The organism is Streptomyces coeruleoprunus (assembly GCF_039542925.1).
Classification (GTDB): Bacteria; Actinomycetota; Actinomycetes; order Streptomycetales; family Streptomycetaceae; genus Streptomyces; species Streptomyces coeruleoprunus.
In genome coordinates, this window is record NZ_BAABIT010000001.1 from 2,523,534 (window position 1) to 2,537,093 (window position 13,560).

The 13,560-nt window shown below is 74.2% G+C and carries 10 protein-coding genes; 6 read left to right on the plus strand and 4 right to left on the minus strand.

Annotation, left to right across the window (positions count from 1 at the left end):
- Nucleotides 1-147 precede the first annotated feature (147 nt).
- Nucleotides 148-2,583 (minus strand): ABC transporter family substrate-binding protein, encoded by a 2,436-nt coding sequence (locus ABEB09_RS10740; RefSeq protein ID WP_345689482.1) that lies wholly within the window; start codon nt 2,581-2,583, stop codon nt 148-150.
- Nucleotides 2,584-2,841: 258 nt separating this feature from the next.
- On the opposite strand from ABEB09_RS10740, the gene ABEB09_RS10745 reads away from it, so the two are divergent.
- The 6 genes from ABEB09_RS10745 (at nt 2,842) to ABEB09_RS10770 (ending at nt 9,732) form a co-directional block, all read left to right on the plus strand.
- On the plus strand, nt 2,842-3,081 hold the full coding sequence (locus ABEB09_RS10745; protein WP_345689484.1) for a hypothetical protein: 240 nt from the start codon (nt 2,842-2,844) through the stop codon (nt 3,079-3,081).
- A 135-nt stretch (nt 3,082-3,216) separates the two neighbouring features.
- A complete protein-coding gene (locus ABEB09_RS10750; protein ID WP_345689486.1) occupies nt 3,217-4,047 on the plus strand; it encodes a hypothetical protein in 831 nt (276 codons plus the stop codon).
- A gap of 17 nt (nt 4,048-4,064) precedes the next feature.
- Complete coding sequence (locus ABEB09_RS10755) at nt 4,065-5,975, plus strand: fumarate reductase/succinate dehydrogenase flavoprotein subunit (protein WP_345689488.1); 1,911 nt, start codon at nt 4,065-4,067, stop codon at nt 5,973-5,975.
- A complete protein-coding gene (locus ABEB09_RS10760; protein WP_345689490.1) occupies nt 5,972-6,748 on the plus strand; it encodes a succinate dehydrogenase/fumarate reductase iron-sulfur subunit in 777 nt (258 codons plus the stop codon). Before ABEB09_RS10755 ends, ABEB09_RS10760 begins: the two co-directional genes overlap by 4 nt.
- Before the next feature lie 63 nt (nt 6,749-6,811).
- Nucleotides 6,812-8,944 (plus strand): TPM domain-containing protein, encoded by a 2,133-nt coding sequence (locus ABEB09_RS10765; protein ID WP_345689492.1) that lies wholly within the window; start codon nt 6,812-6,814, stop codon nt 8,942-8,944.
- Nucleotides 8,945-9,018: 74 nt separating this feature from the next.
- A complete protein-coding gene (locus ABEB09_RS10770) occupies nt 9,019-9,732 on the plus strand; it encodes a PspA/IM30 family protein (protein WP_345689494.1) in 714 nt (237 codons plus the stop codon).
- A 66-nt stretch (nt 9,733-9,798) separates the two neighbouring features.
- On the opposite strand, the gene ABEB09_RS10775 is transcribed toward ABEB09_RS10770, so the two are convergent.
- The 3 genes from ABEB09_RS10775 to ABEB09_RS10785 form a co-directional block, all read right to left on the minus strand.
- Nucleotides 9,799-12,330, minus strand: a complete 2,532-nt coding sequence (locus ABEB09_RS10775) for a SpoIIE family protein phosphatase (RefSeq protein WP_345689496.1) — start codon at nt 12,328-12,330, stop codon at nt 9,799-9,801.
- Between the two features lie 147 nt (nt 12,331-12,477).
- Nucleotides 12,478-12,906, minus strand: coding sequence for an ATP-binding protein (locus ABEB09_RS10780; protein ID WP_345689498.1), 429 nt, complete (start codon nt 12,904-12,906; stop codon nt 12,478-12,480).
- 238 nt (nt 12,907-13,144) lie between these two features.
- Nucleotides 13,145-13,558: a (deoxy)nucleoside triphosphate pyrophosphohydrolase gene (locus tag ABEB09_RS10785; RefSeq protein WP_345689500.1), complete on the minus strand. Its 414-nt coding sequence runs from the start codon at nt 13,556-13,558 to the stop codon at nt 13,145-13,147.
- Between the last annotated feature and the right edge of the window lie 2 nt (nt 13,559-13,560).

The following is a 13,560-nucleotide window of genomic DNA, read 5'->3' on the forward strand; positions in this document are numbered from 1 at the left end:
TTTTTCCTCGTACGCCCGCCGGGCGGACGCGCCACGGCTGCCTCCTATGGTACGGGGCCGTCACGCGAACGGCTTCCCGGGCCGGTGCCGCACGCCCGCGTGCCCGCCGGCGGGGGCCGACGGGCACGGGGCGGTTGGGGGCGGGGGCTAGCTCTTGGCGGGCTTCGCGAAGCCGATGTTCTGGTAGCGCGGCGTCGCGAAACCGAACGCTCCGGCGTTCACCACGTCCGGCCGGGCCGCCACCAGCTGGGGGCGCTGGTAGAGGGGGACGGAGCCGGCCGCGGCCCAGATCCGGGCGTCGGCCCGGCGGACCAGGTCACGGGCCGCCTTCTCGTCCAGCTCGGCCGCGGCCTGCTCGAAGAGCTGGTCGATGTGGTCCGTGCCGACCCGGGTGTAGTTCTGCTCCACCAGCAGGGAGCCGTCGGTCGCGGCCTCCGGCTTGGCGAAGATCGGCCGGCCGTCCGTGGCCGGGTAGGCGGTGGCGGGCCAGGAGTAGAGGGCCAGGTCGTAGTCGCCGGAGGCGATGTGGTCCTTGAAGTAGCTGTCGTCGGGGACCTTGACGATCTCGGTGCGGACGCCGATGGAGTCGAGCATGCGGGCGATCTTCGCCCCGACCGCCCGCAGGGACTCGGAACCCGGGCCCGAGGGGAGCACGAAGCGCAGGGTGAGCGGCTTCCCGTCCTTCCCGAGCGCCCCGGCGGCGGGGGCCGGGGTGCCGACCGGGGCGTACGCACCGGGGACACCGCCCTTGGCCTTGTGCCCGCCGACGCCGGTGGCGTCCGTGCCGGTGGCGGGACTGGCGGCGGGCTCGGCCGCCTTGGGGTCCTGGGCCGCCTTCGCGGCCACCGCCCGCGCCTGGCGCAGGAGCAGCTCGCTGTGGAGGGCCGCCGCCGGGGCCGGCGCGAGGATGTGGGTGCCGTCCCCCGGGCCGGGCCCGCCGGTGCCGGCCTTGTCGTCGCCGACGATGTACAGCCCCTCGTCGGAAGCGCGGTCGTCCGCCTTCGGCCCGGCGGCGCCCGCCTTCCTCGCGGGTGAGGCGGATGCGGCCGGGGAGCCGGGGGCGGAGGCGGCCGGGGAGCCCGGGGCCGAGGCGGCCGGGGAGCCCGGGGCCGAGGCGGCCGGGGAGCCCGGGGCCGAGGCGGCCGGGGAGCCCGGGGCCGAGGCGGCCGGGGAGCCCGGGGCGGAGGCCTCGCTGCCCGCCTTGGTGCCCTGCTTGCGGGCGCGGGCCCCGTCCTTCGTCCAGCCCGCGTCGGCCAGCAGCGCGAGCGCCTCCTCGGTGTCCTGGCTGCCGAGGGCGGCGCTGTTGTCGGCGTACGCGGCCTGCCCGGCCAGCGCCAGGTGCGAGCCGACCGGCTCGGCCGGCAGCCCGAGCGGGGCCAGCACGGTCTCCGCGAGTTCGCGGCGGTCCAGCGCGCGGGCCACGGCGCGGCGTACCCGCTCGTCGGCGAGCGGCCCGGACTCGCCGTTCAGGGCGAGCTGGGTGTAGGCGGGCTCCAGGGACTTGCGGACGACGTAGCCGCGCAGCGCCTGCTGCTCGGCCGTGTACGCGGCGAGCGCCTGCTGGTTGCGGGTGCGGACCGCCTGGACCTCGGCGGCCTTCCGCGGGTCGGAGCCGTAGGCCAGGGCCCAGGACTCCAGGGCGGCCGACGGGGGCCCGTCGGCACCCGGGCCGTGGGCGGGCGGCTGCCCGTGGGCGGTGCGCTTGCCCTCCCGTACCGCGCGGGCGATGCGGTCGGCGGTGGCCCCGTCGATCTCGGCCAGGTCGACGGTGCGGGCGGCGAGCGCGGCGGCGCGCCCGGTGCGGGGGACGGCGCGCAGCACGAGGGCGTCCAGCTTGGCGGGCTCGCCCCACCAGCGCGGGTTGCGGACGAGGGTGAGGGTGCCGGCCTTGGTGTCGACGGTCTTCAGGCGGAACGGTCCCGCGCTCTGGGCGAGCCGGGCGCGGGCGCCGTCGTTGAAGGAGTCGGGGGTGCCCGTCACCTCTTTGGGGTAGAGCGGCGTGAACAGTGCCTTCCAGTCCGCGTACGGCTTGGTGAAGGTGACGCGGACGTGGAGGTCGTCGGTGCCGCGCTCGATCTTCTCGATGCGCTCGTAGCCGGCGTTGCGGGCGGTCCAGTAGGCGCCGTCCTTGCCGCGCAGGGCCCGCCACTGGGCGACGAAGTCGGGGGCGCCGATCTCGCGGCCGTCGCTCCACACGGCCTGCTGGTGGAGCTTGTAGACGACGACCTGCTTGGGTTCGCGCTCGACGATCTCCGCGGACTCCAGGTAGTCCGCGTTGAGCTGGGGCCTGCCCCGCTCGTCGAGGGTGAAGAGGGCGGGCAGCACGGCCCCGGCGACCCGGGCGGTGGTGGCGTCGGCGTCGGCCTGGAAGGCGTTGAGCGTCGTGGGCAGGGCGTCGACGGCCCAGTGCAGCGTGCCGCCGTCGGCGACGCGGGCCCGCTCGGCGGGTGCGATGTCCGCGGGTACGGCCTTGGCGGTGCTCTCCTCGTCGGAGGAGGTGCAGCCGGCGAGTACGGAGACGGCGAGGACCCCGCTCGTGAGGAGCGCGACCGACCGGAGTGCGCGGGCGCCTACCTGGGGCATGGCTTGTACCTCTTCGTCCGGTTTTCTGGAATTTAGAGATGATCACACCTATTGCCCCTACACTGAAAAGGACGGTTCGGGCCCCGCGGCGGCGACACGACGGCGCGGCCCGCAAAGCCACCCATGCGGCCCAACGTGTCCGGAACGGCGCGCGCGGAAGAGTGGAATCCGTGCACGCGACTTCACAACGAGGGATGTGACACGCGACACTCTCAGGCGCGTGTTTGCCACCCGCGATCGCGGAAGTGAGGGCAACAGATGTCGCTCCAGGACGATCTGACCAACGTCAAGCGCTGCCTCGACGACCTGGTCCGCTCCGTCGGACAGCTCGAACGGGACCTCGCAGCGGAGAAACAGCGGCAGGGCGCTCAACGGCCCGCCACGGAACCCGGCAGGCCCGAGACGCTGGTGACCATCCCGGACACCCCCTACGACGCCTCGCTGTGGCGGGACTCCGACGACGAGGGACTGGGCGCCCGCGACCGCCGCGCCCCGTGACACGCCCGCGGTCGTCACGCCCGTGACGCGCCCCGGTCCGCACGCCCGTGACGCCCGGAGGCCGTCACGGGCGTGACGACCGCCGCCTGACCGGCCCGTCCCGCCCAGGAGACCCCGTCACCCTCGGAGACCTCGTTGGCCACAGGTACCGAACCACCGTCCGTCGACCAGGGCCGAGGCGGCGTCCACAGCGCCACGCGCGCCGCCATCGCGCCCCGCCATCTGCGTACCGACCGGTGGTGGCTCGCGCCTGCCGCGACCGCCGCCGGTCTGCTCGCCTTCGTCGTGTACTCGACCTGGCGGGCCTTCGCGAACAGCGACTACTACGCCGCCCCCTACGTCTCGCCGTTCTACTCGCCGTGCCTCGCGGAGAACTGCGTCCCGATGAAGGACGGCCCCAACTGGGAGATCTTCGGCAGCTGGTGGGGCCTGTCCCCCGCGCTGCTCATCCTGGTCTTCCCGCTGGGCTTCCGGCTGACCTGCTACTACTACCGCAAGGCCTACTACCGGGGCTTCTGGGCCTCTCCCCCGGCCTGCGCCGTCGCCGAGCCGCACGGCGCCTACAGCGGTGAGACCCGCTTCCCGCTGATCCTGCAGAACGTCCACCGGTACTTCTTCTACGCGGCCGTGCCGGTCGCCGGGATCCTCACCTACGACACGGTGCTGGCCTTCCGCGACTCCTCCTACGAGTGGGGCCACATGGGCCTCGGCACGCTCGTCTTCCTCGTCAACATCGTCCTCATCTGGGCGTACACGATCTCCTGCCACTCGTGCCGGCACATCGTCGGCGGCCGGCTGAAGCACTTCTCGAAGCACCCGGTGCGCTACCGGATGTGGACCTGGGTCGGCCGGCTCAACGCCCGCCACATGCAGCTCGCCTGGGCGTCGCTGCTGAGCGTCGCGCTCGCCGACTTCTACGTGTACCTGCTCGCGACCGGTGCCTTCGACGACCCGCGCTTCTTCTAAAGGGAAGGTGCCTTCTGATGACGCAAGCGGAACGGCAGGAGTGGGACGTCGTCGTGGTCGGTGCCGGCGGCGCCGGGCTGCGCGCGGCCATCGAGGCGCGCGAGCGGGGCGCCCGTACGGCCGTCATCTGCAAGTCCCTGTTCGGCAAGGCGCACACGGTGATGGCCGAGGGCGGGATCGCCGCCTCCATGGGCAATGTGAACGCCGGGGACAACTGGCAGGTCCACTTCCGGGACACCATGCGCGGCGGGAAGTTCCTCAACCAGTGGCGGATGGCCGAGCTGCACGCCCAGGAGGCCCCGGACCGGGTGTGGGAGCTGGAGACGTGGGGCGCGCTGTTCGACCGGACGAAGGACGGGCGGATCTCGCAGCGCAACTTCGGCGGCCACGAGTACCCGCGCCTCGCGCACGTCGGCGACCGGACGGGCCTGGAGCTGATCCGCACGCTCCAGCAGAAGATCGTCGCCCTCCAGCAGGAGGACTTCGCGGAGTACGGGGACTACGAGGCGCGGCTGAAGGTCTTCCAGGAGTGCACGGTCACCCGCGTCCTGAAGGCCCCGGACGGCAGGGTGTCGGGCGCCTTCTGCTACGAGCGGGAGTCGGGCCGCTTCTTCGTGCTGGAGGCCCCGGCGGTCGTCCTGGCGACGGGCGGCATCGGCAAGTCGTTCAAGGTGACGTCCAACTCGTGGGAGTACACGGGCGACGGGCACGCGCTGGCGCTGCTCGCCGGGGCGCCGCTGCTGAACATGGAGTTCGTGCAGTTCCACCCGACGGGCATGGTCTGGCCGCCGTCGGTGAAGGGCATCCTCGTCACCGAGTCGGTGCGCGGCGACGGCGGGGTGCTCAGGAACTCCGAGGGCAAGCGGTTCATGTTCGACTACATCCCCGACGTCTTCCGCGAGAAGTACGCGCAGACGGAGGAGGAGGCCGACCGCTGGTACGACGACCCGGACAACAACCGCCGCCCGCCCGAGCTGCTGCCCCGCGACGAGGTCGCGCGGGCCATCAACACCGAGGTGAAGGAGGGCCGGGGCTCTCCGCACGGCGGGGTCTACCTGGACATCGCGAGCCGCCTCCCGGCGGAGGAGATCCGGCGCCGGCTGCCGTCGATGTACCACCAGTTCAAGGAGCTGGCGGACGTCGACATCACGGCCGAGAACATGGAGGTCGGCCCGACCTGCCACTACGTGATGGGCGGGGTCGCCGTCGAGTCCGACACGGCCGCGGCGGTCGGCGTCCCGGGCCTCTTCGCGGCCGGTGAGGTCGCGGGCGGCATGCACGGCTCCAACCGGCTGGGCGGCAACTCGCTGTCGGACCTGCTGGTCTTCGGCCGCAGGGCGGGACTGCACGCGGCCCGGTACGCGGCCGGGCCGGCCGGCGGGCGCCCCGCTGTGGAGGCCGCACAGGTCGACGAGGCCGCCGCGGAGGCGCTGCGCCCGTTCCACGCGGCGGCGCCCGGGCCCGCGGGGGCGCCGGAGAACCCGTACACCCTCCACCAGGAACTCCAGCAGGCCATGAACGACCTGGTCGGCATCATCCGGCGGGCCGAGGAGATGGAGCGGGCGCTGAAGAAGCTGGCCGAGCTGCGGGCGCGGGCCGAACGGGCGGGCGTGGAGGGCCACCGGCAGTTCAACCCGGGCTGGCACCTGGCGCTGGACCTGCGGAACATGCTGCTGGTCAGCGAGTGCGTGGCGCGGGCGGCGCTGGAGCGCGCGGAGAGCCGGGGCGGGCACACCCGGGAGGACTTCCCGTCGATGGAGCGGGAGTGGCGGCGGGTGAACCTGCTGTGCCGTCTCGCGGACGCCCCCGACGGCGGCCGCATCGCCCTGGAACGGGTGGAGACGGAGCCGATCAGGGCCGACCTGCTCGCCCTGTTCGACAAGGAGGAGCTGGTCAAGTACCTCGCCGAGGAGGAGCTGCTCGCATGACGTCGTACGAGGCCCACTTCAAGGTGTGGCGCGGGGATCCGCAGGGCGGCGGTCTTGAGGACTTCTCCGTCGAGGTGCACGACGGCGAGGTCGTGCTGGACATCATCCACCGGCTCCAGGCCACGCAGGCGCCCGACCTGGCGGTGCGCTGGAACTGCAAGGCGGGCAAGTGCGGCTCGTGCAGCGCCGAGGTCAACGGCCGGCCGCGGCTGATGTGCATGACGCGCATGTCGGTGTTCACGCGGGACGAGACGGTCACGGTGACCCCGCTGCGGGCCTTCCCGGTGGTGCGGGACCTGGTCACGGACGTGTCGTACAACTACGCGAAGGCCCGGGAGATCCCGTCCTTCGTGCCGCCGCCCGGGGTGGCGGCGGGCGACTACCGGATGCAGCAGGTCGACGTGGACCGCTCGCAGGAGTTCCGCAAGTGCATCGAGTGCTTCCTGTGCCAGGACACCTGCCATGTGGTGCGGGACCACGAGGAGAACAAGACGTCCTTCGCGGGCCCCCGCTTCCTGATGCGCGTCGCCGAACTGGACATGCACCCCCTGGACGCGGCGGCCGGGAGCGGCGTCGACCGCAAGCGCGCGGCGCAGGAGGAGCACGGCCTCGGCTACTGCAACATCACCAAGTGCTGCACCGAGGTCTGCCCCGAACAGATCAAGATCACCGACAATGCCCTGATCCCGCTGAAGGAACGCGCGGTCGACCGCAAGTACGACCCCCTGGTCTGGCTCGGCAGCCGGATCAGGCGGCGCGGCAGCACCGACTGAGGGCCACGAGCCGGTCCCCGCGTCCGGTCGCGGGGGTCCCGGGGGCGGCTTAGCCTCACTGGTGTGACGCGAAGAGCCACCGGGGCCTTCGGGGCCCTGCTCGCCGTACTGGCCGTGCTGGTGGCGGTGTGGTGGCCGGTGGGGCCCGCCGCTCCGGGCGCGCGGGCGGACGAGCCCGTGCCGCTCGCCCGGCAGGGGCAGATCACCGACCGGGTGGGGGCGCTCGGGGTCCGCGAGGGCGAGGTGGCCCGGGCGCTGGACCGGCTGTACGACGACCATCGCGTCCAGCTGTTCGTGGTGTACGTACGGGACTTCTCCGGGCGGGGCGCGCAGGACTGGGCCGACGCGACCGCGTCCCGCAACGGGCTGGGCGCCGACGACGTGCTGCTGGCCGTCGCCACGCGCGACCGGCAGTACGCGTACTCGGCCGACCCGCGGTCGCGGCTCTCGCAGGCGGACCTCGACGACGTCGCCCGTACCGCGATCGAGCCCGCGCTGAAGGCCGACGACTGGGCGGGCGCCGCCATCGGCGCGGCCGACGGGTGCGGCGCCGTGCTGGCGGGCCGGCCCGTGCCCGTACCGGACATCACGCCGGGCGCGCCCGACCCCGGCGACGGCGGCAGCCCGGGCGCCGACCTGATCCTGCCGATCGTGCTGGTCGCCGGGGCGGTGGCCGTCGCCGCGTACGCGTACCTGAAGCGGCGGCGCCGCGCCGAGACCCGCACCACCCCGCACGGCGGCGTCCCGGTGCCGGAGCTGTCCGACCTGGACGCGCGGGCGCGCACCGCGCTGGTCGGGACGGACGACGCGGTGCGCACGAGCCAGGAGGAGCTCGGCTTCGCGGTCGCCCAGTTCGGCGAGGCGGCGGCCGCGCCGTTCACGGAGGCGCTGGCCCATGCGCGGGGCGAGCTGACGACGGCGTTCCGGCTGCGGCAGCAGCTCGACGACGCGTACCCGGAGGACGAGGTGAGCCGCCGGGCGATGCTGGAGGAGATCATCGGCCGGTGCGCCGACGCCGACCGGCGGCTGGACGAGCAGGCGGAGGCGTTCGACCGGCTGCGCGACCTGGAGCGGACCGCGCCGGACGCGCTGGCCGCCGCCGAGGACCGGCACCGGGAGCTGGCCGGCCGGGCCGACACCGCCGACGCCGCGCTCGTCGCGATGCGGCGGCGGTACGCGGAGTCGGCGGCCTCGCCCGTCGCGGCCGGCCCCGAGCAGGCGCGGGAGCGGCTGGCGTTCGCCGGGGACAACCTCCAGCGGGCGCGGGAGGCCCTGGACGGGGCGGAGGGCGGCACGGCGGCCGTGCACCTGCGGGCCGCCGAGGGCGCGCTGGACCAGGCGGCGCGGCTGGTCGAGGCGGTGGACCGGCGGGCGCTGGAGCTGGCCGAGGCGGCGGGGAAGCTGCCGGGCGCCCTCACCGAGGCCGAGACGGACCTGGCGGAGGCGCACGGGGTGCTCAAGGGCCTGGAGGGTACGGCTCCGGGTGGTGGGGCGGGCGGGGGCCGGGTGGGCGCGTCCGGGGTGGTGCCGGGCGGTGCCCCGGCGGTGGAGCTGCGGGGCCGGATCGCCCGCGTGGAGTCGGTGACCGGCGAGGTACGGCGGCTGGTGGAGGCCGACCGGTACGACCCGGTCGACGCGCTGCGCCGGGTCGAGGAGGCGGACGCGGCGCTCGACGGGGCGCTGGCGGCGGCGCGGGAGCGGGAGGAGGAGTCCCGGCGGGTGCGGGCGTTCCTGGACCAGGCACTGCTCACGGCACGCTCGGCGGCCGGGGCGGCGCGCGACTACGTGACGACGCACCGGGGCGCGGTGGGCAGCGCGGCGCGCACGAGGCTGGCGGAGGCGGAACGGCTCCTGGAGCGGGCGGGCGCCGAGGAGGACCCGCGCGAGGCGCTGGCGGCGGCGCACCGGGCGGGCGCGCTGGCCAGGGACGCGCAGGCGCTGGCGGAGCAGGACGTCCGGCTGTACGGGGCGCCGTTCGGCGGCGGGGGTGGCCCCGGGGGCGGATTCGGCGGTGCGGGCGGCGGGTTCGGCGGGCTGGGCGGAGCCGTGCTGGGCGGGATCCTGCTCGGCGGCGGGCTGGGGCGCCCTTCGGGGGCGTACGGGCGCGGGGGCGGGCCGGGCGGCGGGCCGGGCGGTCCCGGGCGCTTCGGCGGCGGGGGGACGCGGGGGCGGCTGGGCGGCGGAGGCCGCTTCTGACCGCCTCGTACACGGACTCGTACACGGACTCGTAGAACGACTCGGACAAGGAGTCGGACAAGGAGAGGTGCCACATGACGAAGCATTCGATCCTCGGCCGCGTCGCCCGGCTGGCGAAGGCCAATGTCAACGCGCTGCTGGACCAGGCCGAGGACCCGGAGCTGATGCTGGACCAGCTGATCCGGGACTACTCCGCCAACATCGGCGAGGCCGAGCAGGCCGTCGCGGCCACCATCGGCAATCTGCGGCTGCTGGAGCAGGACCACCAGGAGGACGTGGACGCGGCCCGGGAGTGGGGCGAGAAGGCGCGGGCGGCGAGCGCCAAGGCGGACGAGCTGCGGGCGTCGGAGCGCCCCGAGCTGGCCGACAAGTTCGACAGCCTTGCGAAGGTCGCGCTCGGGCGCCAGCTCCAGTCGGAGCAGGAGGCCACGGCCGCCGAGCCGGTGATCGCCACCCAGACGGAGGTCGTCCACCAGCTGAAGGACGGCCTGGACCGGATGAAGGCCAAGCTGTCAGAACTGCGCGGCCGGCGCGACGAGCTGGTCGCGCGCGCCCGCTCCGCCGAGGCCCGCAACCGGATGCTGGACGCCGTGCGGAGCATCGACGTCCTGGACCCGACGAGCGAGATCAGCCGCTTCGAGGACAAGGTGCGGCGCGAGGAGGCCAGGGCCCTGGGCAAGCAGGAGCTGGCGGCGTCCTCACTGGACGCGCAGTTCGAGCAGCTGGAGAGCATGGGCGACACGGCCGAGATCGAGGCCCGGTTCGCCGCGCTGAAGTCCGCCGCGTGAGGCCGCGGCGGTCACCCCGCGGGCCCACCCGGCGGCCCCGGCCGCGGTCGCTCGGCTCCGGCTTCCTCAGAACATGCTCAGCAGTTGCTCCACCGACGGCTCGCCGCCCCGCTCGCCGTCCGGCAGCGCCAGCTCGAACCACACGGTCTTGCCGCGCGGCGTCCGCCGCGAGCCCCAGCCCGCGCTGAGCAGGCCGACCAGTTGCAGGCCGCGGCCGCCCTCGTCGGTGTCGCGGGCGCGGCGGCGGCGCGGCTGGACCAGGCCCGCGTCCCACACCTCGCACACCAGGGTCCGGTCGCGCAGCAGCCGGAGCCTGATCTCGCCCTCGCCGTACCGCAGGGCGTTGGTGACGAGTTCGCTGACGAGCAGTTCGACGGTGTCGACCAGCGGCTCCAGGTCCCACGCGGTCAGCCGGTCCCGGGCCAGCTCGCGCGCCCGGCCGACCGAGCGGGGCTCGCGCGGCAGCCGCCAGTCGCCGACGGACTCGGCGGGCAGCCCGCGGATACGGGCCATCAGCAGCGCGATGTCGTCCTGGCCGTGGCGGGTGTCGAGGGTGTTCAGGACGTGGTCGCAGACGTCCTCCAGGGGCCGCCCGGCGTCCGTCAGGGCCCGCCGGAAGGCCTGGAGGCCCTCGTCCAGCGGGTGGCTGCGGGACTCGACGAGGCCGTCGGTGTAGAGCGCGAGCAGCGCGCCCTCCGGCAGGTCGACCTCGACCTCCTCGAACGGCTCGCCGCCGACACCCAGCGGCATGCCGGGCGGCACGTCGAGCAGCAGCGCCTCCTCGCCCGGCTCGACCAGCACGGGCGGCAGGTGGCCGGCGTTGGCGAACGTACAGCGCCGGGTGACGGCGTCGTACACCGCGTACACGCAGGTGGCGAGGTACACCTCGGACAGCTCGGGCCCCCGGGGCTTGTGCGCGGCGCGCGACGACTGGGCGCCGATGGGGGCGCCGAGCCCGCGGGCGATCTCGTCCAGGTGGGACAGCACCTCGGCGGGCTCCAGGTCCAGCTGCGCCAGGGTGCGTACGGCGGTGCGCAGTTCGCCCATGGCGACGGCGGCGCGCAGGCCGCGGCCCATGACGTCGCCGACGACGAGGGCGGTGCGGTGGCCGGGCAGGTCGATGACGTCGAACCAGTCGCCGCCCACCTCGGTGGCGGCGTTGCCGGGCAGGTAGCGGCAGGCGATGTCGAGGCCGGCGGCCTCGGGGTCGCCGGGCGGGAGCAGGCTGCGCTGGAGGATGAGGGCCCGCTCGTGCTCGCGGCGGTAGAGGCGGGCGTTGTCGATGCAGACCGCGGCGCGTGAGGCCAGTTCGACGGCGAGGGCCCGGTCCCGCTCGCCGAACGGCTCGCTGCCCTTCGTCCGGGAGAACTGCACCAGTCCGACGACGGTGTCGTGGGCGACCATCGGCACGGCGAGCGTGGACTGGACGAGGCTGCCGTCGGCGCCCTGCACGGACTTGGGGCGTCGGGTGCGCAGGGCCTGGGCGCAGGGCGAGTTGAAGGGATAGCGGTGGACGGCGCCCACGTGGGTGGGGGCGGGTTCGCAGCAGCCGGAGCCGCTGTCGCTCACGAGGGGCGCGTCGGAGACGGCGCTCGCGAAGGCGACGCGGCGCAGTTCCGCCGTGCGCCCGGCCTGTCCGGGCGGGGCCTCGTCGCCGGTGAGGAGCCCCTGGTAGAGGTCGACGGAGGCCAGGTCGCAGAAGCCGGGCACGGCGACGTCGAGGAGTTCGCGGGCGGTGGTCTCCAGGTCGAGGGAGTTGCCGATGCGGGCTCCCGCCTCGTTGAGCAGCGCCAGGTTGCGGCGGGCGCTGGCGGCCTCGCGGGCGGCGTTGTGGCGGCGCGTCACGTCGATGCCGAGTCCGGCGACGCCGATGGGGCGGCCGGCTCCGCCGTGCACCCGGTACAGGTTGACGGCCCAGTGCCGGCGCTCGCCGGATCCCGGTACGGCGCCCACGATCTGAAGGTCCGTGACGGACTCGCCGGTCTCCAGGACGCGGCGCAGCGCGTCGGCCATCCGCTCGGCCTCCGCGTGGGGGAGGTAGTCGTGGACGGTGCGGCCCCGGTGGTCGTCTGCGCTGCCGCCGAAGACGGTGGCGAAGCGCTGGTTGGCGCGCTGCACCCGCAGGTCCGTGCCGAACAGCAGGAAGCCGAAAGGTGATTGACCGAAAATCGCCTGTGCGGCGGCCAGGTCCGTCTCTATTCGGCGTAGGGCCCGTACGTCCACGACGATGCAGAGCGCGGCCCGTTCGCCGTGCTCGGTCTCCGTGGGCATCACATAGACCTCGGCGAGGCCGCGGACGGCGTTCTCGCCGGGAATCCGGAAGGGGACGAGGCCCGTCCACTCCTTGCCGTCGAGGATCTCGGCGACCTTCCGGTGACCGCGCGGACGCAGCTCGGCGGGCATGAACGCCTCGACCGGGTCCAGACCTCTGACGTCCTCGGCCGGGATGCCGAACAGGTCGGCGGCACGCAGGCTCCACTGATCGACCAGCCCGTCGGGGCCGATCGAGAAGGACGCGACTCTGATGTAGTCATAGATCGAGCCAGGCGGGCTGCTCTGCCACATGACGCCGTTCGCCGTCTCAGGTATCTCGCTCACGCGACCGTCCCCTCCAGCTCACCGCACCGGACCGGCCATTCCCGCAGTATTCAGCACTACGGCCCCCGTCGGCACGCCGTTCACGATCACAGGGTGGTCTCGTTCGTTTTGAGCCGAGCCGGAAGTGATCGTCATCCCTTCACTCTTCTAACCCGGCAGGGCCAGCTCGAACCACACCGTCTTGCCCGACCTGCCCTTACGGGTGCCCCAGCGGCGTGCGGAGCAGGCGACGAGCTGCAGTCCGCGGCCCCCCTCGTCGTCGGGGCCCGCGGCACGTGCGCGGGGCGGATCCGGAAGCGGATCGGAGACTTCGACGAGGAGGGCCGCATCGGGCGGGAGCGTGTCGTCGTCGTGGCGGAGGCGGCTCAGCCGCACCCCGATGGGACCGGGCGTGTAGCGAAGGGAATTGGTCACCAGCTCGCTGACCAGAAGGACGGTCACATCGCCGACGTCGGCGTCCAGCCGCCAGGCGCGCAGGGTGTCCCGGACGGCTCGGCGGGCGACGCGCACGGAGTCGAGCCCACCGGGAAAGGTCCACTCGGCGCACTCGCCTTCGGTGTCGATCACGCCGACCACATCCCACGTCCGTTTTCGGGCGGTTAATCAGCACATACCCGATATTCACGGCGTCGTATCGCGTGGGCGGGCGCATCGTGGCACGAACGGCGTACGCGTCCGCCGACGGACTCCGACGACCTCCGGCGGGCCGATGAGGCTCCGGCGGGCCGGCGGGCGGGGCGAGCGGCGCGACCGGGGCCGGGCGGCGTGGCCGACCTCCTGAGTTCAAGCCGTGGCCCGGCGGGCCGTTGCGGTGTCAGGTCGTGGCCCGGGAGTCGGGCTCCGGGAGGCGGCGGATCGCCTCGACGACCGCGGGAACGTCCTGATCCAGCCAATCGACGCTGTCCCATTCCCGGCGGGACAACCAGCGCAGTTCGTCGTGGTCCTGGAGGGGGCGCGGCTCGCCGGAGAGCAGGCGGACGGTCCACACCTGGAGGACGTAGCCACGGCCGAGCGGCCATTCGCCGGGGATGCGCTCACCCGGCTCCGCCTCGACGCCCAGCTCCTCGCGCAGTTCGCGCACCAGCGCCTCGCGCGGGTTCTCGCCGGGCTCCAGCTTGCCGCCGGGCAGCTCCCAGCGCCCGGCCAGCTCCGGGGGCGCGCTGCGCCGCGCGGCCAGCAGCCGCCCCCGGTCGTACACGGCTCCGGCCACCACGACTCGTTCGTCCATGC

Excerpts from the sequence above, each read along its gene's own strand:
- ABEB09_RS10740 (WP_345689482.1), bottom strand. The coding sequence starts at position 2,583 with ATGCCCCAGGTAGGCGCCCGCGCACTCCGGTCGGTCGCGCTCCTCACG.
- ABEB09_RS10745 (WP_345689484.1), top strand. The coding sequence starts at position 2,842 with ATGTCGCTCCAGGACGATCTGACCAACGTCAAGCGCTGCCTCGACGAC.
- ABEB09_RS10755 (WP_345689488.1), top strand. The coding sequence starts at position 4,065 with ATGACGCAAGCGGAACGGCAGGAGTGGGACGTCGTCGTGGTCGGTGCC.
- ABEB09_RS10760 (WP_345689490.1), top strand. The coding sequence starts at position 5,972 with ATGACGTCGTACGAGGCCCACTTCAAGGTGTGGCGCGGGGATCCGCAG.
- ABEB09_RS10770 (WP_345689494.1), top strand. The coding sequence starts at position 9,019 with ATGACGAAGCATTCGATCCTCGGCCGCGTCGCCCGGCTGGCGAAGGCC.
- ABEB09_RS10785 (WP_345689500.1), bottom strand. The coding sequence starts at position 13,558 with ATGGACGAACGAGTCGTGGTGGCCGGAGCCGTGTACGACCGGGGGCGG.